Here is a 20,669-nt window from a genome sequence, read left to right on the forward strand (position 1 = left end):
GCTATAAAACCCATGAAGTTAAGTTTATACACAAGTTATAAACTTAATTATAAGTTTTGAATAAAATCCATAATTAAATCTATAAAGAGAGCAAACTCTCTTTATATTTTAAAACTTCAAAGTAACATTAAAAGCAACACTTCTAGGGTCACCTAAGTAGTTTCTTGTCACCCAATATTTTTCATCAGTTATATTTGAAGCATAGATTCTAAATGTTGTATCATATCCATCTAATTTTGTTTCATATCTAGCACCAAAATCAACTGTTGTATAAGCATCAAGTTTTTCTGTATTTGCACCATCTCTCCATTGAGTTCCTGTATAGTAAACTCCACCATTTAAAAAGATTTTTGGAGAAACTGGAAGTCTATATTCTGCATACATTTTTGCTTGAACTTTCGCAATACCTGTTGATTCTTTCCCTTCAAGTGTTTTATCATCAGTTTTTTCTACTTTTGGACTTAAGTATGTAACTCCACCCATCAAAGTTAAACTATCTGTTGGTTTTCCAGTTACTAAAACTTCAACTCCTTGGTTTACTTGCAGTCCATCTTGAGTTGTTGTTTGTGTTTTCCCATCTCCACTATCAGCAAAATATTCAGTCATATTATTTGCTTTTTCTATTCTAAATATTGCAGTGCTAAGTAATAAGTCTTGATTTATAGAGTATTTTGCTCCAATTTCATACTGTTTACTTTTCAATGGGTCAAAAGTTTTTCCATCATTTCTATCTACTGAATTATCAATCACTGTTCCTTGTTCTAAACTTTCCATATAAGTAATATAAGTTGTTAAATCTTCTATTGGTTTATATATTAAAGATAAAGTTGGAGTTAATTCTGATTTATCATATTGAGTAACTCCTTGTCCATTTTTATTTTCCATTGAAGCATAATTTACTCCAACTAAAGCACTCCATTGTTCAGAGAAAGATATATTATCACCTAAAACTACATTTGTATTAAAATTCTTTCTGTCTAAAGATTTTGATTGTGTACCATTTGGGATTGTGTAGTTCCAATTGTTATAATCAGCCAAATTATTACTACCAAGAGAAGCACCCCAAGGAGTATTATAACCACCACTACTATAAGCTTTTTCAGTTCCGAAAGAACCACCAAAAGTTAAAGAGTGTTGAATAGAGCCTGTATTAAAATCTCCATCTAAGTAAGCATAAGCTCCATCATTTTTAGTTGTTTGTGGATAAAAGTAATATAAAGTTCTTCCTAAAGTACCTGTATTTGTATTTAGATAATTATAAAATATAGTTCTTTTTCTATCTGCTTCTTTATAAATATAAGCAGATCTTAGTCTTAAATTATCACTAAAATTATAATTTGTTTTTAGTTCTACTTTATCTGAATTTGTATCTACTTTAGCCCAATCAGGAATATAAGCTTTTGAAGTATCAAAATCTTTTGCATTTGGCATTTTACCCGTTATTAACCACATAGGTTTAGTGCCTTTTATTGATTCTAGATGTGAGTAATATAATCCTAAATCAAGATTATCTGTTAGTTTATAAGTAAAAGATACACCAAGTAGTTTTTCTTCATCTTCATAATTTTCTATTGCTGTTTCACCATCTTGATATGAAGCATTTACTCTAACACTTAATTTATCTGTGATGTTTTGAGAAGTATCTATACTTGAATAATAGTTTTCACCTCCATTATTTCCAATACTTACTTTTGTAAATGGTTTATTTGTAGGGTATTTTAAAGCATAGTTTATAGTTCCTCCTACATTTCCACTTCCATATAAAAACCCACTAAGTCCAGATATAACTTCCACTCGTTCTACTTCTTTTAATGATGTTCCAAAACTAGAATTTGGAAGTGGTATTCCATCAATTAAAGCTGTTAAAACACTAAAGCCTCTAATATTGGTATTTAATTCTCCAGATTCTGAAATACCATCTTTATTTTCTAAAAGTGGATTTTGTTTTGCAACTTGTCCCATATTATTTGTGATTGTATTTTCTATAAAGTCTTGTGGAATTATTGACATCGAATATGGAGTATCTTGAAGAGATAAATTTCCCCAAACTCCAAGAGTTTTTACATATTCTACAAGGTAGCCAGATTCTGCACTTCCATTGTTATTCGTATCATTAACAGAGATTTCTTCTAAAATAGTAGTGTTAGATTTTGAAGTTTGTTTTGGTTTTTCTATTATATATATTACACCATCTTCTTGTATTGCTTTTAATTCATTTGGGTTTAATACACTATTTAAACTGTCTAATACCGTACCCCCCCGAAATTCACTTTTTGCGAATCAACTATCTTATTCTTTAAATCTTTTGATTTTGAAATATATGTTACATTATATTTCTTTACTATATTCTCTACTGCTTCTTGCAAACTTATCTCTTTTGCATTTAACATTGTTCCACTTAACATCATTGATGCTAAAACTGAAATGAAAACTTTGTTTTTCATCTTCTAATCCTTTGTATTAATTTTGAGAATTTGTTTCTCTATATAGTAAGACGATTTAAATGAAAAAAATGGACAAATTTACAGAAAGAATTTTGAAATTCGTTAGTTTGAGTTACTTTTTGTAACAATTTAAGAATCTTTTTGATTTTTAAATTTGATTTTCTTAATCAAAATGATATAATACTTTCAAATTTAAAAAGGATAACTTACAATGGAAAAAAGTAAAATATTTGAACTAAAATGTATAACATATTTAAAAAAAGATATATCTTTTGAAGATACTTTTGATGTGATTTCAAAATATATCAACTTCTCAATTTGCAAAAAAGATGAGTATTTAGAAAAGCATAATAAGAATATATTTAATAATTTTTGTTTTGGTGGATTTATGCCTCTTGAAAAAGATAAAATATATAAAAAAGGAAACAACTACTCTTTTACTTTTAGGACTATTGATGAAGAGTTTGCAAAGAATGTATATAGTCTTTTTCGAGCAAATATCGACAACCAATATTTACAAATTGTAGATATAAAACAAAAAGAGATAAAAAATTATTTTATAAGTGAACTTTATAGTGCAACTCCTGTTGTAATGTCTATTAAAAAAAAGGATTTACAAGATAGACAACTTTTTTGGACTTTGGAAAAAAGTGGAGATATAATAGAACTTCAAAATCAACTCCAAGATAATCTACTCAAAAAATATGAAGAGTTTTTTGGTGAAAAACTAATTCCAACTCAAAATTTTATCCAGTTACTTGAAATAAAAAATCATAAACCACAATATATTTTTTTTAAAACCACAAAAAATGAAATTCAAAAAAAAGTGGCACTTATAGGTAATAAGTTTAGAATAGTTCCAAATGAAGATGAAGTAAGTCAAAAATTGGCATTTTTAAGCTTGGGTGTTGGACTGGGTGAAAAGATCAGCTATGGTGCTGGGTTTTTGATTGTAAAAAGTATATAATAAAAGATTGTATAATTATTACAAAGGTTAAAAAATGATAACGATTCAAGAAGCACATTGGAAATCAGAAGGAATTTTTAATAAAAAAGATTTAAGTAATATTATGACTTTAGTTATTGAACAAAATGGGTTTTATTTTGATCCATCAGATAGTGATTTTTTAGGAGCAATATTTAAAGAATATGTACGAAATTTTTTAGATAATGATTCTGTCATACTTAAATTGTCAAAAAAAGAGTTGTTTTTTTATGGTGAAAATGCAAATCTTTATTTACTTAATCATATTTATAATAATTTTTTCCCAAATAAAAAACAAAATCCATTTAATTCAATTTATGATGACGATGAAGACGGAGCAACAAACCTTGGAATATTTAACTTACCATTTGCTAATCAACTTCAAAACTTAATTGAAATTTTGGAAAAAATGGAGATTGATTTTAAAAAACTTAGTGAAAAATATATGCTTTTGGGATTTCCAAACTCTATGAAACGTTACAGAAAAAAAGATATAATTGATTTGAGTTATAAATTGTGGGAGGATAGGGGATGATTTATGATATTTTAGAAGTTTTTAAAAGGCTTTATGCTGAATCTAAAGATAAAATTATATTAGATAACTATTTATTGAAAGATGGTTTATATGTAATTGTAGATAATAATCAAGAAGAATTTTTTATATATAAAGCAGATAAAAAAATTGCTGACAAAGATTTATGTTTACTTGACTTAAATAAGAATCGAAGAAGAGATAAATATTTTGACCTAACTCAAAAAAGATTATTATAGTGAGTGGCTCAATGCCAATAAAATGTTTTTTGATAAAAAAATTCATAGTATAAATTATTTCTCTTTTTTTGTAAAAGTTGAAAGTTTTATAAGTAAAGATGAAAAGAAATTAATTGATAGAAAAAATATACAAAAACATTTTGAAGGTTTTATTGATTTTTCAAAATATACAAAACCTGAAGAAAAAAAGGTACTAAAAGAATTTTCTCATACATTTGAAGATGAAAATAGAAAACAAAATATTTTGAAGCATTTAGATTTTATTGAAAAAAATATAGATAGGTATGTACAAATAGCACAAGAAAATGATGTAAAAAACTATATAAAAGTTTTTTTTGAAGCAGATATTGATAAATATCAAAAAGAGAGTGAAATATATTATTCTTTAAAAATATTTAATGATATAAAATATAGTTTAGATGATAATGGATTTACTTTTGGATTAAGCGATTCCAATATGGGATTAAATTCTAAAAAACCTTTTTTAGAACATAAATCACGAAAAAAAGAAGCTCCTTTTTTGATAAAAAAAGATGAAGCGATTATGACAAAAAAGTTTTTTGATTGGTTGAAATATCAAAAATATCAAAATAAAAAGCCTCTGGGTGAAGAATTTTTTATAAATAGAGATTTTAAAGAAAAAAATTTGATTACGGAATATGATTATATTCCTGTAAAAATAGATAAATTTGATGATTCTATTTATTATAAAAATTATTTAAGTGTATTTGAAAATAAGAATATTATAGAAAATGATACTATTGATTCTTTGGGACAATTAGAAATTATGATTGATGAAATTATTTTTAATCATCAACTTATGAATAATTATTATGGAGAAGTTTATAACAAACTTGATAAATCATTTGCAAATCTGATTTATCTTACACGAGAAGCTATGATAAACTATTTTAAAAAGTATGATGATAGAGCATTTAAAACTATTATTTTCAAATACGGTTTAGATTTTGTTTTAGAACATATACGACACAATCGAGAACTTGGTGCAAAAAAATGTATGAATTTATATTTATCGCTTAAAAATTATTATTTAAAAAAAGAGGAGAAAGAGATTATGGATATTAAGGCAATGCAAAAAAATATCATAGAGAAACTGGAAACAAATGACTATAAAGAGCTAAATTCAGAAGAGTTTTTTTATCTTTGTGGGCAAGTGGTAAAATATTTATTATCTCAAAGTGAAAAAGAGAAAAAAACAGCTGATATGTTAGAACCTTTTTTAAGAGCAAATAATTCTAAAAAACTAAAGCAAGATATAGAATTGACTTTTTTTAAATATAAACATAAAATTTCTTTAAATCATGTGAAGTTTAACAATGCAATGAGTATCATAATGGCTTATGAAAATATTGAAAAACTTTCACAAAATATGGATATTTTTTTGGTAGGAGTACTATCTCAAAATATTTTTTATATAAAAAATGAGGAATAAATATGACTTATTGGCATATGCAACTTTCATCTAAAGCTCATTTAAGAGGTAGATTAAAAAGAATATTAGAAGAAAATTCTTTAATAGACTTTGCGGATATTGAAGAGAATAAACAGATAATAAATAAGTTTAGAGAGAATGTGAAAGTAAATGATTTGATTTTAATTAAAAATAAAGATAGACCTATAGTATTAGTTCAAATATCAGAACTATTAAAAAATATAGAATTTACAAACTCATATCAGTGTAAAGTTAAAATTATAGATTGGGCAACTACTACAATGGATAAATATCCATTAGGCAGTATGACTCAAGAGCTTCAAGCAATAAATCCAAATAGTATTCTTGCATATAATTATATACAAAAGTGGTATGTTCAAGGTAAAGAAATATTGATTAATGGTGTAAAACTTAGAAAGTTGTATATTGATGATTATAATAATGGAATGATAAAAAATCTTGAAATTGATTTTATTGATAAAGAAGATAAACCTTTAAATATAATTGTACTTGTAGGAATTAATGGAAGTGGCAAAACTACACTATTAGAATATATCCAAAAAAATCACTTATTAAATATAGGAGCATTTTATGCAAATAATAAAGATTTTATTGAACTTGAAGAGAATAATAAAATAAAATTCTTAAATAATGAAGCTAAAAAGAAGAGAAAGGAGATAGATGATTATTTAAAAAGAATAGTTGAAATAAAAGGAAGTGCAGGAATATCATATAATGAAGATGAATTATATTTAGAGGATTTAGATAAAAAAATTTTATACATTAAAGTTTATGAAGATAATGTGGTAAAAGATATAAAACAAAATATTTTAGAATTCTATAGAAGAGAATCTAGAGAAATAGATTCATATTCTGAAACAGTTAATAATCTAAAAATTTTTATAAATAAAATTTTTGATGGCTTAGAAATAAACTTCTTTCTTGAGGATGTAGATGATATTTCAAAAGAAGAAGTTGTTCAGTTTAAAAATTCTTCAGGACTAATATTTCGGATAGAAAGACTTTCTACTGGTGAAAAAACACTTCTTTCAAAAGTTTTGAATTTATATTTTAAAGATATTAAAAATCAAATTATTTTAATAGATGAACCAGAACTTTCTCTTCATCCAAGTTGGCAGAATAAAGTTTTAAGTATATATGAACGATTTGCTAAGGAGTATAATTGTCAAATAATTTTAGCTACACATTCTCCACATATTATAGGAAGTGCAAAAAATGAATATATTAGAGTATTAAAAAAAGATAAAATAACAAATGAAATAAAAATTTTAAATAATTTAAAAGCTCATGGAAGAGATATAAATTCTGTACTTTTTGATGTTATGGGAGAAGTTTTATATAGACATGATGAATTTAGGAAAAAAATTGATAGGCTTTTTTATGCTATTGAAGATGAAAAAAACTATGAATTATCTAAAAAACTTTTTGATGAATTAAAAGAAGATTATGGAGAAAATGATAGTATTATCCTTGAGGCTAAGATGTTAATAAGTATGACTTTTGGTGAATAGCTATGAGATTAATAACTAAAAAACATAAGGGTAAAGGTTATAAAAGATTAATTGGAATTCATAAAAATAATGGGTCATACACAAGTGATGTGTGCTCAAACGATGAAAATGGAATTTGTACTAAAAATATAGTTCTAAAAGATTTGCTTAAAGAACAAGGATATATTTGTGCATATTGTATGCAAAAAATTGATGAAAAAAACTCTACAATTGAACATATAATTGGACAAAGTTTCAAGGATGAAGAAGATTTAGAAATAGGCAAAAAAGAAGATACAAACTATGATAATATGTTGGCTGTATGCTTAGGTAATTCCTGTAAAGAACTTCATTGTGATAAAAGCAGAGCAAAATATCAATCAAAAAGGGCTAAACTTTATGTTAATCCTTTAAGTAAAGTTCAAATGGAAAATATAAAATTTTCGCAAAGTGGAGTGATTTATTATAAAGAGTTAGAGGATATTATTGATAAATCTAGTGAAATACAAGAAGAAAAAGAAATAAGATTTGATTTAAATAAAGTTTTAAATTTAAATACTAATAGATTAATAGAAGAAAGAGGAAAAATAATTAAAAGTATTAAATCTATATTAAGTAGAAGTGGTTTAAATAAATCAAGTTTTGATAAAACTAAAGCAAATATTGAATTAGATAAATGGCAACATAATGATGGTTGTTATAAAGAATTTTGCCAAGTAGCAATCTATGAATTAAAAAAACACATTTAAGGAGACAAACAAATGAACAGAGTTTACGGAATAATAGGAATAAAAGCTAAAATGGCAAATTGGAATGCAGATTTTACAGGTCGTCCAAAATCTACAAGTAATGGTGAAATATATGGAAGTGATAAAGCTTTAAAATATCCTATGAAAAAAATGTGGGAAAATGAAGGAAAAAAAGTTTTATATGTTAAAAGTTTTAAAGAATCAAAAGGTGCAATTATTCCGAATCAATTAGCTGAAAGATATGAAAAACTTTTTTCAAAATTAGATGAAAAAGATATGACAAATGATGTGATGATAAATCTTTTTAATTGTATTGATGTGAAAAATTTTGGTGCAACTTTTGCTGAAAAAAAACAAAATATTTCTATAACTGGTGCTGTTCAATTTGGACAAGGTTTTAATAAATTTGATGATACAAATGTAGAGATTCAGGATATATTATCTCCTTTCGCCGATTCAACAAAAGATGATGCAAAGCAATCAACTCTTGGAACAAAAATCACAGTTGATGAAGCTCACTATTTTTATGGTTTTTGTATTAATCCAAAAGCTTATGATGAATATAAACTTTTGTTAAAAGGTTTTGATGGATATACAAAAAATGATTATGAAGAGTTTAAAAAAGTTGCTCTTACAAGTGCAACTGCATTTAATACAAATAGTAAATTTGGTTGTGAAAATGAGTTTGCATTGTTTATTGAGTGTAAAGATGAAGAGTGTTATTTCCCTGATTTAAGTAATTATTTAGAGTTTGATAGTCAAAAAAGAGAGATTGATTTATCTCAAATTGAAAAAATGATAGAAAATAAAGTTACAAAAGTGGAAATATATTTTAATCAATTTAAATTAAGTGTTTCTTCAAAATATGATAAATTTAATATTTTTACAAAAGAGAATATACAATAAATGAAAGCAATAAGTTTCATACTAAGTGGTAAAACCGCTTGTTTTAGGAAACCTGATGTTAATCAATTTGCATATTTTACTTATAACAATATTCATAAACCTGCACTTTTAGGATTATTTGGTGCTATTATAGGCTTAGGTGGATATACTCAATTAAATGATGAGAATATTAGAAATAAAAAAGATAAAAAGTCATTAAATAGTGGCTTTCCTGAATTTTATGAGAAATTACAGCATTTAAAAATTTCTATTATTCCATTAGTACCAAATGGATATTTTAGTAAAAAGATTCAGAATTTTAACAATGGAGTGGGATATGCAAATGCATTTGGAGCAAAACCAGAAGAAAGAATCAGTTCATATAACTTACAAGTTCGTGAACAATGGCTTGAAAATCCTATTTGGCAAATTATGATTCTTGATGATGGAAGTAGTGAGTATGAGAAAATCAAAGAATATTTAGAGAATGGTAAAGCAGTTTTTATTCCTTATTTAGGGAAAAATGACCATTTTGCTGATATTAAAGAAGTTAAAAGTATTGAATTAGAAAGTCCAATATTAGAAGATAGGATATATTCTATTTTTATGGAAAAAGATTTAAAACTCTCAAAGATAAAACCTCGAGCTGAGAACTCTTGCTTTTTTAAAGAGATTGCTCCAATTAGATTAAATAAACAATATCACTTTTATGAATTTGAAAATTTAATTTTTACAAATCATAGTATTATTGAGGGAGATTATCTAAATATTTATTCAGTTAATGAGAAAAATTATGCTTTTATCTGATTTTGGAATTGATGAAAGATATTTTGCTCATACTTGTATAGATAAAGAACCAGAAACATTAATAGAGCATTTAGATTTAACACTTGAATATTATAAAAAAATTATAGAGAGTAAGAATTTAAATTTTGTTATTGATTCACTTATAAAAAAGATTGATTCAAAGAATTTTGAATTAATAAAAGAGATGTTTATAAACACCATTTATTTACACGATTTAGGTAAAAAGAATCCAATTTTTCAAAAAGTTAAAATGAAAAATCCTTTATTTGGTAGTTGTGAAGATGAGGGAGATAGTAAACATTCTCATATAGGTGCTTTGGAATTTATAGCGTATTATAATAATCGTTTTAATAAAGAAATAAAAAATGATGTAGATTTTTATAGATTAAATTTTATTCTTTACACTTTTTCTTATCATATTAGTAAACATCATGGAAAACTTGATAATATGAATGATTACCCAAAAGACAAAAAAGAGAACAAAAAAAAACATAATGATTTTACAAGTATTTTAAAAAATATAGATGACTATGTTACAAAAGATGATTTTGATTTTTTTATTTTAAATAAACTTCTTTTTTCATTAGTTATTTCAAGTGATTATTTCGCAACAACTGCATATATGACCGATAAAACTTTTGATAATTTTGGGATTTTTCAGAAAAAAGATAAGTTATTATTTGAAAGTTTATATTCTAATTTTATGAAATCATTTGGCGAACCAAAAGGGATTAATAAATTACGAAATGAAATATCAAAAACTGCTGTAGAAGAGTTATCAAAAAATATCAATAAAAGTATATTTTATCTTGAAGCACCAACTGGAAGTGGTAAAACATTAACTTCCATATCACTTGCATCAAAACTTCTTAATACAAATGAAAATTTAAATAAGATTTTTTATATATTTCCCTTTAATACTTTGGTTGAGCAAACAAAAAAAGTATTTGAAAATATTTTTAAAGATAAATTTAATATGGAAGTTATAAATTCTGTAACACCTATAAAAGAGATAAATGATGATGAAAATGAAAAAGAAGAAACAAATTATGATAAATCTTATTTAAATAGACTTTTTTTTAATGAACAAATTATTTTTACAACACATATAAAATTTTTTGATATATTATTTGGAACAACAAAAGATGAAAATTTTCCATTATGGCAATTGGCAAATAGTGTAATAATTATCGATGAAATACAAAGTTATAATAATAATCTTTGGTGGTATATGACTCAATTTTTTGAAAAATATGCATCACTTCTTAATATGAAAATTATAATAATGTCTGCAACTTTACCAAAACTAGATTTCTTTCTTGAAAAAAAAGACAATTTTGTTTCATTGATTCCTGATGAAAAAAGAGATGAAATATTTGGAAATAAATATTTTAAAGATAGAGTCAGTATAAAATATCTTGATTTAGATAATAAAATCACTTTTGAAAAATTATATGATATTTTTAAAGAAGAAAATAAAAAATATAAAAAAGTGTTATTTGAATTTATTAAAAAAGATACAGCAAGAAAATTTTATCAATTTCTAAAAGAAAAAAAAGTTAAAAATTTATATGAGTTGAGTGGAGATGATAATAAAGCTTTTAGAGAATATGTAATTAATAAAACAAAAAATAATGAAGAAATTGTAATAGTTGCAACTCAAGTAATAGAAGCTGGCATTGATATTGATATGGATTTAGGTTTTAAAGATATTTCTACTTTAGATAGCGAAGAACAGTTTTTGGGGAGAATAAATAGGAGTTGTTTAAAAAGTGAAATAAATCCTACTGTTTATTTTTTTTATATGGATGATGCAAATAAAATTTATAAAAATGATAATAGATTAGAATTTGATTTACGAATAAAAAATTATCAAGAGATACTTTTAAATAAAAATTTTGCAAAGTATTATGAAAATGTTTTAACTCTTATAAAAGATAAGGGATTAAAATATGAAGATGGGTATTTAACAAATTATGGGAGGTTTGAAAAAGATGTAAAATATTTAAACTATAAAAAAATTCAAGATAATATGAAATTGATCAAGTCTTCACAATTTACACTTTATTTTCCATTTCAAATCAATTTATCAATCTATAAAGATGTGAAAGAGTTTATTGGTTTAGATGAAATATTTTTAACAGATGGGAAACTTGATGGTCAAAAAGTTTGGGATGAATTTATAGCTTTAAATAAAATTGAAAGTTTTACAAAAAGAGAAATAGAAAAATCAAAAATAAATTCTCTTATGCAATTTTTTACTTTTAATATTTTTAAATATTATGATGGGCAAAGACCGCATATTGGTGAAGAAATGTATGGGTATTATTTTATAGATAATTTAGAATATATTACGAGTGAATGTAAATTTGATAGAGAAAAATTTAACAATGATAAAAAAAGTTTATTTCTATGAATATAATCAATAAAAATAAGTTATAATACAGAATACATTCCTAATAAAGGTTATAAAATATGGAATCAATTCTTTTAGAAGACAATAAACATTGGTTTGATAGCTCTTGTTATGATAGCTACATTGAGCGAAATATATTATCAAAAGCTTTAGAGTTTTTACATACAAAAGAAATTCTAGCAATAATTGGTGCAAGAAGAGTAGGAAAAAGTACTTTATCAAAGCTTATGATAAGAGAGTTATTAAAAGAGGTAAATTCTAAAAATATTTTTTTTATTAATCTTGAAAAACCAGAATTTATACCATTCAAAGAAGATGCTTCTTATTTACAAAAGATTTTTGATGAGTATATAAAACTAGCCAATCCAAATTTACAAGAAAAAATATACTTTTTCATAGATGAAATTCAAATTTTTTCAAATTGGGAAGTTTTTATCAAATCAAAATATGAAAATAGCAATATAAAGTTTATTATCACAGGTTCAAACTCTTCACTTCTTACATCAAATTATGCAACAGTTTTAACAGGTCGAGTTATCAAGCTTAAATTAAATAGTTTTAGTTTCAAAGAATTTTTACAATATAAAAATATAGATATTTCTTCAAAACTTTTAAGAGTAAAAAATAAAATTGATATAAAAAGAGCTTTTGATGAATATATAAAATGGGGTGGATACTTTAGTGTTATTTCAAATTCAAATGAAGAGATAAAAAAAGAGATTTTAAAGAATATTGCTGAAGATATAATATTAAAAGATATTGTTCCAAGATACAATATAAAAAATTCTTCTCAAATAAGAGATATGTTTTTTTATATCGTTTCAAATGCTACAAACATAGTAAATTATTCAACTTTATCTACTAAGCTAGGAATTGATGCAAAAACTGTCAAAGAGTACATAAACTATTTTGAAGATAATTTTTTGATTACTAAAATATCAAATTATCACAATAAGTTAAGTGAACAGATAAAATCAGCAAAAAAAATATATATCAATGACAATGGTTTTTTAAATCTTTCAATCTCACAAAATAGAAATTTTGGAATAAATCTTGAGAATTTAGTATTTAATTATCTTTATGAACACGATGAAAATATTACATATGTAAAAGACAAATATGAAATAGATTTTTTTAGTAAGAATTCTATGTATCAAGTATCTTTTAATATTAGTGATGAAACTACAAGAAAAAGAGAATTAAATGCTTTTAAGCATTTTGATTCACTAAAAAACTCACAAAAAATTTTAATTACTTATGACTACAATGAAACTAATGAAGATATTCAAATCATAAGTTTTGATAATTTTATATTAGATAATAATTTATGAAAAATATAACAGGAACTTTAATAAACTATTATTTTCACTGTCAAACACAATGTTGGCTCCACGCAAATCGCCTAAACCTTGAAGACAATAGCGAAGATGTTCGAATAGGAAAAGTTTTACATGAACTAAATGAAGAAAAAAATAAACAAAGTGAAATAAACATCGACAATATAAAAATAGATAAAATCACGCGAGATTATTTAGTTGAAGTTAAAAAATCAGATTCTGACCCAGAAGCTGTAAAATGGCAAGTTTTACTTTATCTTTATAAATTAAAGCAAAAAGGTGTAGAGAAAAAAGGAAAAATTGAGTATATAGAGAAAAGAGGTGATAAAAAAGTAGAATTCATAGAACTTGATGAGATAAATGAAAAAGAGCTTTTAGAAGTTTTAAGCAGTATTGAAATGCTTATAAATCAAGCAATTCCACCAAAAGCAAAGTTTGAGAATAAGTGTAAAAAATGTGCTTATTTTGAGTATTGTTTTATTTGACAAGTAAAATATAAAATGTTAGAATTATTTATCATTTTAATATGTAAAAAGGATATGTATGATTAATACAACATTAGCAAATTTAAGAAACTCTACAAACTTTTTTAATACAAAAGAGATTTTGCATATTTTTGATGGACGAAAAAAAGAAGAAATTGGATATTTTGTACCAAAATATTTCCAAAAAGAGTTTGAAGAGTTCATACAAAAAATTGAAAAAGATAAAAAAAATAGACTTTTAAAAAGGATAGCAAAAGCTCAAAAAAGTGATCCAATAGAAGAAGGAAGTGAAGATGATGGACTTAGATAAAGGGGATATTTGTCTTATCAATTTTAATCCTGCAAAAGGTGGAGAAATAGGTAAACTTCGCCCTGCAATCATCTTAAGTTCAAAAGAAGACATAGAAATTTTAAGTACAGTAATAGTCATACCACTTTCAACAGTTATAGAACAAGATGCTTTACCATACAGATATTTGATAAAAAAAAGAGAGAAACTTAAAAAAGATAGCGATGCTTGTATTTATGAAATAAGGGCTTTAAGTAAATCAAGAATTAAAGAAAAAATTGCAAAATTAACTATAAAAGAGTTAGAAATTATACAAGAATCACTATGTGAAGTATTGAGATAATAGTGGCAAAAAATCATACACGATATATTTTTAGCATGGGTGAACTTAAACGTAAAGATAATTCAATAGCTTTTAGAAATGAAAAAGGCAATTTTTATATTCCTGTACAAGATACTAGAGAAGTTTATTGTATGAATGAAGTGAGTTTTAATACAAAATTTTTGGATTTTATAAGCAAAGCTGGGATTACTTTGCATCTGTTTAATTATCATGGAAATTATAGTGGGACTTTTTATCCCAAAGAACAGCTAATAAGTGGAGATTTGAGTATAAAACAGGCTGTTTGTTATATAGAAAACAGACTAAATATTGCAAAATCAATCGTTCAAGCAATTGCAGATAATATCTATGAAACTTTATATCACTATTATAGACATGATAAAAAAGATTTAAAACCAACTCTTGATTGGCTTAAAACTGAACCAAAAAAATTTTTGGAAAAAGAGATAACAATTGAGCAGATTATGTTTATTGAAGGGCAAATTTGGAGTAGATTTTATGATAGTTTTAAACACTTTTTGCCTGAAGATTTTTTGATGAATAAAAGAGTAAAAAGACCACCAGATAACCCTATGAATGCACTTGTAAGTTTTGGAAACACCCTACTTTATACAAAAACAATAAGTGCAATTTATACAACTCACTTAAATCAAGCCATAAGTTTTTTACATAGCCCACAAGAAGGAAGATTTAGCTTATGTTTGGATATAAGTGAAGCTTTTAAACCTGTTATTGTGTTTAAAACTATCTTTGATTTGGTTGGGAGAAAAAAATTGCAAGTTGAAAAGCATTTTGATAAAAGTTTAAACTATGCACTACTCAATGAAGATGGCAAGAAAATATTTATTGATGCTTTTGAAACAAGACTAAATGAGACTTTTATCCATCCAAAACTCAAAAGAAAGGTTAGTTATAAACACTGCTTAAAACTTGAAGGATATAAACTTATAAAATATATTGTTGAAAGTCGAGAGTTTGTACCTTTTAGATTGAAGGATAAAATGTGAGTAAAGATAAGTTCAATTATAACTACGCTTTTTTATTTTATGATATTGCTGATGAGTTTAGTGAAGTTGGAAAATATAGAGTTGCAAAAGTTTTTAAAATCTGTAAAAAATATCTTAAACATCACCAAAAATCTATTTTTAGAGGAAATATTACTCCTGCAAATCAACTAAAACTTGAAACTGAACTAAAAAAAGTTATAGATAAAGATTTGGATTTCATCTCTATAATTAAGGTACAAAATAGTGGAAGTTTTGCTGAAAAAATCATAGGAAATGATAAAAAAGAAGTTGAATCAATCTTTATATGATTTTCCAACTTATAAGAGTTTAATTTAATGGTAAAAGTGCTAAAATACAGCTTGTACAAAAGTTATTTTACAATTTATTGTTAATTATACTTTTGATTGGAAAAAATAGTTTTGAGAGCTATTTTTAGGCAATTCGATATTTTAAGATGTCGATTTTGCCTTACTTGAACTAAAACATATAATGTATTGAAATAATTTACTATCTTCAAAATTAGATGAAATATTGGCTTGAACTAAAACATATAATGTATTGAAATTCATATTCGCTTACAGTAATCTCATAATCTTCCGCTTGAACTAAAACATATAATGTATTGAAATTCACCAATTTTTCTAACATCTGACCAACCCTTACAACTTGAACTAAAACATATAATGTATTGAAATGTTATTGCAAATCTTGCTATCGCTGGTGGTGCTGTCTTGAACTAAAACATATAATGTATTGAAATGTGTTTATATCTTTGCAACCTTGACCAACGCAGACTCTTGAACTAAAACATATAATGTATTGAAATATACGATATAATCTAAAATATCTCTTCCACCGTTTGCTTGAACTAAAACATATAATGTATTGAAATAAAGTTTTGCCTATTTCATATTGAAAATCTCTACACCTTGAACTAAAACATATAATGTATTGAAATTCAAAAACAATAAAGCTAACTTCTTTTAATCCCTGCCTTGAACTAAAACATATAATGTATTGAAATATATGAAATTTTAGATACTGTTCTCTAGCATATTTACTTGAACTAAAACATATAATGTATTGAAATGAGATTGATATTATTCAAACGGTTGGAAGAGTGCAACTTGAACTAAAACATATAATGTATTGAAATGAGATTGATATTATTCAAACGGTTGGAAGAGTGCAACTTGAACTAAAACATATAATGTATTGAAATAAAATATTTTACAAATGAATTAACGAGTTTAAATCTTGAACTAAAACATATAATGTATTGAAATTCGTTTCTAGTCTTGATTTTGTTTTTGTAGCACAAGACTTGAACTAAAACATATAATGTATTGAAATAATATTTTATTAAGAATAGTAGATAATGTCATTATGCTTGAACTAAAACATATAATGTATTGAAATACTGATTCATCTAAACATTGTAGATGTGTTTGAGCTCTTGAACTAAAACATATAATGTATTGAAATATTCTTAGCTTATAAGGTTGAACTTTAGCATTGAACTTGAACTAAAACATATAATGTATTGAAATTAGTATCAAAACAATCAATACTATCATAAGCACCAACCTTGAACTAAAACATATAATGTATTGAAATGTTAATGTTAGTTCTACATTTTCAATATCAGTTTTCTTGAACTAAAACATATAATGTATTGAAATGGATTAGGTTCATTAGGTTTAGTTTTTTCGCATTTCTTGAACTAAAACATATAATGTATTGAAATGGATTAGGTTCATTAGGTTTAGTTTTTTCGCATTTCTTGAACTAAAACATATAATGTATTGAAATATAATTCGTGCCATTTTTATTAGTTTAGCATCTCCTTGAACTAAAACATATAATGTATTGAAATATTATGAAAAATAAAGAAATTAAACAAAACAATATACTTGAACTAAAACATATAATGTATTGAAATTATCCACCTTTTGTACAAGCAAAAGTTTGGTATAACTTGAACTAAAACATATAATGTATTGAAATGGATTAGGTTCATTAGGTTTAGTTTTTTCGCATTTCTTGAACTAAAACATATAATGTATTGAAATCAATCATAGGAGATACTGCTTTTCAAAAGATTGGCTTGAACTAAAACATATAATGTATTGAAATTTTCAATAAATAATCCGTGATACTTTTTATTTGCAACTCTTGAACTAAAACATATAATGTATTGAAATACTGAAACTGTTTTGAACCCTACAAAAGCTAAAAACTTGAACTAAAACATATAATGTATTGAAATAGTTCAGCAATCAATCTCTTCTCAACAACCTACTACTTGAACTAAAACATATAATGTATTGAAATTTTACTATAAAAACTATATTTTCATTTCTTAGATTCTTGAACTAAAACATATAATGTATTGAAATTCATTTAAATCTCCCATTTCAATAACATCAAATGCTTGAACTAAAACATATAATGTATTGAAATTTTGTTACACTGCAAGTAGCTTCACAATAAGCACTTTCTTGAACTAAAACATATAATGTATTGAAATTAAGTTTTTCTGTATCTGTATTTACTATTTTTTTCTTGAACTAAAACATATAATGTATTGAAATGTGCTTCAATAAAACATTTTTTACCTATTCCATCAACACTTGAACTAAAACATATAATGTATTGAAATGTCATCCACCTTGGCATGATGCGAGTTAGAATTCTTGAACTAAAACATATAATGTATTGAAATTTTTTAATTAGAATTTGTAATTTTTCTAAAGCAAGCTTGAACTAAAACATATAATGTATTGAAATCGGGGATTTTAACAGCTTTAACTAATGAGATGGCTTGAACTAAAACATATAATGTATTGAAATCATGCTATTTTTATCCTCTTCAGAATATCCTTTACTTGAACTAAAACATATAATGTATTGAAATAACTTTTTGCATATTCAAAAATGCTATTTATTCTATCTTGAACTAAAACATATAATGTATTGAAATTCTAAAAATCTATTAACTGTTTTATTAAAAAATCTTTCTTGAACTAAAACATATAATGTATTGAAATTTACCTAAAGGATTTTTAAAACTATGGGATTTAAAAACTTGAACTAAAACATATAATGTATTGAAACCAAAAATAGACTTTTTGCATGAATGAAAAACTTCTCTTGAACTAAAACATATAATGTATTGAAACAGAAGCAAGGCTATTTCTAAAAGTGTATTAAGATATCTTGAACTAAAACATATAATGTATTGAAACTAATTGGAACTTTGCATACAATTTGTTTTATGAGAAGCTTGAACTAAAACATATAATGTATTGAAACTTCTAAAATCACTTTATCGTAGGAATTTCGATTAACTTGAACTAAAACATATAATGTATTGAAATAAAATTGCTCGAATATTTTTTTGTGTTAAACTCATCTTGAACTAAAAGAATTTAAAAAATAAATATGCCCTTAAGTATGAGTTCCAAAGTATAAAAGGAAAGTATATTTTTTTGTCGAAATTTTAATCTCAAAATTAAATAAATACTTTGAAACCCATGCTTAAAGATATTAGGAAGTTTTAAATCTTCCTAATATCACAATCTTTTACTCCAAAATTCTTGTATCTTTTGCCTATCAGTTGGTAACTTCTTAGCCACATAAAGTAAAATCAATCCAAAGATAAAAAGTCCTATATCAACAGCTAAAACTGTATATATTTCTTCATTCCAAAGTCTTATTGGACTAAATCCACTAAATATAAAATGTATTATTGGACTTAAAGCAAACAATACTCCACCAAGATATAAAAATTCTTTACTAGCTTGATATGAATTTATTCTATAAAAACTCCAAGTTAAAGTTGCTACCCAACAAACAGCAAATAAACCTTTTTGAATTAAAAATCTATTTTCCATATCAAAAGGAAGTATCCATTGTAAGACAAACAAAAGTCCAGTTGCTGGAATAACTCCTATCATAACTGCTAGTGAGAGTTTTCCAAATCCTTGATATACTGGAATATTATCTCCAAACTTTCTAGCTTTTTTTTCTAAATAAAGAAGATTCCCAAATCCTATGGCTAAAGTAGTCAAGATCATCAAAGATAAAACAACTAATCTTGTAAATGTATCAACTCCTACTAAAAAATGTAAAAATAAGATACCATCAAAAAATATACTACTCCAATGTCTATCTAAAACATCTTGTTTATCTATCAGACTTCCATCTAAACCACTTAAAGTTACACTTGGTTTATTAGTAATACCATTTAAAAATGGCATATAAGGATTATAACCCTCAAATTTAGCAATACCATTTTCAGTATTCCAATTCATAATATGAATTCTTTGAAAATCAATTTGTGGTGCAATATCTTTTGCTTTTTTTAATAATTCATTTATTGGAAACATTAAAGAAATTTTACCATTTTCTTTATATTCCAATTTGTTAGGAAATAAAATAGGATCTGTTAATTTATAAATATTTGTAGTTTCACCTTTTGAAGATAAAAATGTCATAGGAACGGAACCACTATATCCTATATTAAACAAAGCACCAGTTAAAATTATAATAATCAAAGGAGTAAAAGTCCAAATAAAAATTTTTCTATGATACTTTGAAAATTTACTTGTAGGAGTTTTTGCATTATTACTATATTTTATTTTTATTATTAAGTAAACTCCACCTATAACCAAAAACATCACTCCAACTGCCATAAATCCAAAAGTATAAAGTCCAAAATCTTTAAAAGGCTTACCATAGTGCATTGTATTTAAAAACCAAGAAAGTTCAGATTGTTTATCTTCATTAAAAACTTCTTGATTTGTATTTGGATTAAAAACCCTCTCTTTTGTAAATTCTGCAAATATTCTAAGAGCAGGATCATGCCAATATCCTGGAAGCGATATATGAACTCCATTAATAAGTGGATAATCTGGTTCAGCTAAAACTTTATCTATCATTTTTCCATAATCAATATTTGTACTATCTACTGTTTTAAAATGTCTTGAAGGTTTCTCCCAAGCTTGAATATAAGGAAGAAGTATTGCAAAAATTCCAAAAAAAACTGATATATACATAAGTAAAGAAAAAGTTATTCCCGTTATTATATGTACTCTTTGCAATCTTTGTTTTAAGAGTTTTTCATCTTCATGTTTACATAATTGTTCTGTATTCATATTTTAACTAATAAAGGAACTTATAAGT

Annotated in this window: 18 protein-coding genes and 1 CRISPR repeat array; of the genes, 15 read left to right on the forward strand and 3 right to left on the reverse strand. The window is 24.8% G+C overall.

The window, feature by feature from the left end:
• Positions 1–108: 108 nt before the first annotated feature.
• Entirely contained in the window at positions 109–2,010 is a 1,902-nt protein-coding gene (locus ACNSOS_RS03000) for a TonB-dependent receptor (RefSeq protein ID WP_418185890.1), read from the reverse strand.
• A gap of 233 nt (positions 2,011–2,243) precedes the next feature.
• A complete protein-coding gene (locus ACNSOS_RS03005) occupies positions 2,244–2,444 on the reverse strand; it encodes a hypothetical protein (protein WP_418185891.1) in 201 nt (66 codons plus the stop codon).
• A gap of 211 nt (positions 2,445–2,655) precedes the next feature.
• On the opposite strand from ACNSOS_RS03005, the gene ACNSOS_RS03010 reads away from it, so the two are divergent.
• From ACNSOS_RS03010 to cas2, 15 genes are read left to right on the forward strand one after another with little or no spacing between them, the layout of a single operon-like run.
• On the forward strand, positions 2,656–3,411 hold the full coding sequence (locus tag ACNSOS_RS03010; RefSeq protein ID WP_418185892.1) for a CRISPR-associated endoribonuclease Cas6: 756 nt from the start codon (positions 2,656–2,658) through the stop codon (positions 3,409–3,411).
• Between the two features lie 34 nt (positions 3,412–3,445).
• The gene (locus tag ACNSOS_RS03015; RefSeq protein WP_418185893.1) at positions 3,446–3,964 is read left to right on the forward strand and encodes a hypothetical protein; all 519 of its coding nucleotides are present in this window, start codon (positions 3,446–3,448) and stop codon (positions 3,962–3,964) included.
• On the forward strand, positions 3,961–4,200 hold the full coding sequence (locus tag ACNSOS_RS03020) for a hypothetical protein (RefSeq protein ID WP_418185894.1): 240 nt from the start codon (positions 3,961–3,963) through the stop codon (positions 4,198–4,200). Before ACNSOS_RS03015 ends, ACNSOS_RS03020 begins: the two co-directional genes overlap by 4 nt.
• A 22-nt stretch (positions 4,201–4,222) precedes the next feature.
• Positions 4,223–5,653, forward strand: a complete 1,431-nt coding sequence (locus ACNSOS_RS03025; protein ID WP_418185895.1) for a hypothetical protein — start codon at positions 4,223–4,225, stop codon at positions 5,651–5,653.
• Positions 5,654–5,655: 2 nt separating this feature from the next.
• A complete protein-coding gene (locus ACNSOS_RS03030) occupies positions 5,656–7,185 on the forward strand; it encodes an AAA family ATPase (protein ID WP_418185896.1) in 1,530 nt (509 codons plus the stop codon).
• A gap of 2 nt (positions 7,186–7,187) precedes the next feature.
• Positions 7,188–7,913, forward strand: coding sequence for a hypothetical protein (locus ACNSOS_RS03035; protein WP_418185897.1), 726 nt, complete (start codon positions 7,188–7,190; stop codon positions 7,911–7,913).
• 12 nt (positions 7,914–7,925) lie between these two features.
• Positions 7,926–8,819: a type I CRISPR-associated protein Cas7 gene (locus ACNSOS_RS03040; protein ID WP_418185898.1), complete on the forward strand. Its 894-nt coding sequence runs from the start codon at positions 7,926–7,928 to the stop codon at positions 8,817–8,819.
• On the forward strand, positions 8,820–9,605 hold the full coding sequence (cas5b, locus tag ACNSOS_RS03045; protein WP_418185899.1) for a type I-B CRISPR-associated protein Cas5b: 786 nt from the start codon (positions 8,820–8,822) through the stop codon (positions 9,603–9,605).
• Positions 9,592–12,021: a CRISPR-associated helicase Cas3' gene (gene cas3 / locus ACNSOS_RS03050; RefSeq protein WP_418185900.1), complete on the forward strand. Its 2,430-nt coding sequence runs from the start codon at positions 9,592–9,594 to the stop codon at positions 12,019–12,021. The genes cas5b and cas3 overlap by 14 nt, the downstream gene beginning before the upstream one ends.
• A 59-nt stretch (positions 12,022–12,080) precedes the next feature.
• The gene (locus ACNSOS_RS03055; RefSeq protein WP_418185901.1) at positions 12,081–13,352 is read left to right on the forward strand and encodes an ATP-binding protein; all 1,272 of its coding nucleotides are present in this window, start codon (positions 12,081–12,083) and stop codon (positions 13,350–13,352) included.
• Positions 13,349–13,843: a CRISPR-associated protein Cas4 gene (gene cas4, locus ACNSOS_RS03060; protein WP_418185902.1), complete on the forward strand. Its 495-nt coding sequence runs from the start codon at positions 13,349–13,351 to the stop codon at positions 13,841–13,843. The genes ACNSOS_RS03055 and cas4 overlap by 4 nt, the downstream gene beginning before the upstream one ends.
• Positions 13,844–13,901: 58 nt before the next feature.
• On the forward strand, positions 13,902–14,153 hold the full coding sequence (locus tag ACNSOS_RS03065) for a hypothetical protein (RefSeq protein WP_418185903.1): 252 nt from the start codon (positions 13,902–13,904) through the stop codon (positions 14,151–14,153).
• A complete protein-coding gene (locus ACNSOS_RS03070; protein ID WP_418185904.1) occupies positions 14,137–14,475 on the forward strand; it encodes a type II toxin-antitoxin system PemK/MazF family toxin in 339 nt (112 codons plus the stop codon). The genes ACNSOS_RS03065 and ACNSOS_RS03070 overlap by 17 nt, the downstream gene beginning before the upstream one ends.
• Positions 14,476–14,477: 2 nt before the next feature.
• Positions 14,478–15,482, forward strand: a complete 1,005-nt coding sequence (cas1b, locus tag ACNSOS_RS03075) for a type I-B CRISPR-associated endonuclease Cas1b (protein WP_418185905.1) — start codon at positions 14,478–14,480, stop codon at positions 15,480–15,482.
• Positions 15,479–15,790, forward strand: coding sequence for a CRISPR-associated endonuclease Cas2 (cas2, locus tag ACNSOS_RS03080; protein WP_418185906.1), 312 nt, complete (start codon positions 15,479–15,481; stop codon positions 15,788–15,790). Before cas1b ends, cas2 begins: the two co-directional genes overlap by 4 nt.
• 163 nt (positions 15,791–15,953) lie before the next feature.
• Positions 15,954–18,862: a CRISPR direct-repeat array (repeat unit 30 nt; unit sequence CTTGAACTAAAACATATAATGTATTGAAAT).
• A gap of 195 nt (positions 18,863–19,057) precedes the next feature.
• On the opposite strand, the gene ACNSOS_RS03085 is transcribed toward cas2, so the two are convergent.
• Entirely contained in the window at positions 19,058–20,641 is a 1,584-nt protein-coding gene (locus ACNSOS_RS03085; protein WP_418185907.1) for a PepSY-associated TM helix domain-containing protein, read from the reverse strand.
• Between the last annotated feature and the right edge of the window lie 28 nt (positions 20,642–20,669).

The organism is Aliarcobacter vitoriensis (assembly GCF_048320235.1).
Classification (GTDB): domain Bacteria; phylum Campylobacterota; class Campylobacteria; order Campylobacterales; family Arcobacteraceae; genus Aliarcobacter; species Aliarcobacter vitoriensis.

Excerpts from the sequence above, each read along its gene's own strand:
- ACNSOS_RS03070 (WP_418185904.1), top strand. The coding sequence starts at position 14,137 with ATGATGGACTTAGATAAAGGGGATATTTGTCTTATCAATTTTAATCCT.
- ACNSOS_RS03040 (WP_418185898.1), top strand. The coding sequence starts at position 7,926 with ATGAACAGAGTTTACGGAATAATAGGAATAAAAGCTAAAATGGCAAAT.
- ACNSOS_RS03085 (WP_418185907.1), bottom strand. The coding sequence starts at position 20,641 with ATGAATACAGAACAATTATGTAAACATGAAGATGAAAAACTCTTAAAA.
- ACNSOS_RS03025 (WP_418185895.1), top strand. The coding sequence starts at position 4,223 with ATGTTTTTTGATAAAAAAATTCATAGTATAAATTATTTCTCTTTTTTT.
- ACNSOS_RS03000 (WP_418185890.1), bottom strand. The coding sequence starts at position 2,010 with ATGTCAATAATTCCACAAGACTTTATAGAAAATACAATCACAAATAAT.
- cas4 (WP_418185902.1), top strand. The coding sequence starts at position 13,349 with ATGAAAAATATAACAGGAACTTTAATAAACTATTATTTTCACTGTCAA.
- ACNSOS_RS03055 (WP_418185901.1), top strand. The coding sequence starts at position 12,081 with ATGGAATCAATTCTTTTAGAAGACAATAAACATTGGTTTGATAGCTCT.
- ACNSOS_RS03005 (WP_418185891.1), bottom strand. The coding sequence starts at position 2,444 with ATGAAAAACAAAGTTTTCATTTCAGTTTTAGCATCAATGATGTTAAGT.
- cas3 (WP_418185900.1), top strand. The coding sequence starts at position 9,592 with ATGCTTTTATCTGATTTTGGAATTGATGAAAGATATTTTGCTCATACT.
- cas5b (WP_418185899.1), top strand. The coding sequence starts at position 8,820 with ATGAAAGCAATAAGTTTCATACTAAGTGGTAAAACCGCTTGTTTTAGG.
- ACNSOS_RS03065 (WP_418185903.1), top strand. The coding sequence starts at position 13,902 with ATGATTAATACAACATTAGCAAATTTAAGAAACTCTACAAACTTTTTT.
- ACNSOS_RS03035 (WP_418185897.1), top strand. The coding sequence starts at position 7,188 with ATGAGATTAATAACTAAAAAACATAAGGGTAAAGGTTATAAAAGATTA.
- ACNSOS_RS03020 (WP_418185894.1), top strand. The coding sequence starts at position 3,961 with ATGATTTATGATATTTTAGAAGTTTTTAAAAGGCTTTATGCTGAATCT.
- ACNSOS_RS03030 (WP_418185896.1), top strand. The coding sequence starts at position 5,656 with ATGACTTATTGGCATATGCAACTTTCATCTAAAGCTCATTTAAGAGGT.
- ACNSOS_RS03010 (WP_418185892.1), top strand. The coding sequence starts at position 2,656 with ATGGAAAAAAGTAAAATATTTGAACTAAAATGTATAACATATTTAAAA.
- ACNSOS_RS03015 (WP_418185893.1), top strand. The coding sequence starts at position 3,446 with ATGATAACGATTCAAGAAGCACATTGGAAATCAGAAGGAATTTTTAAT.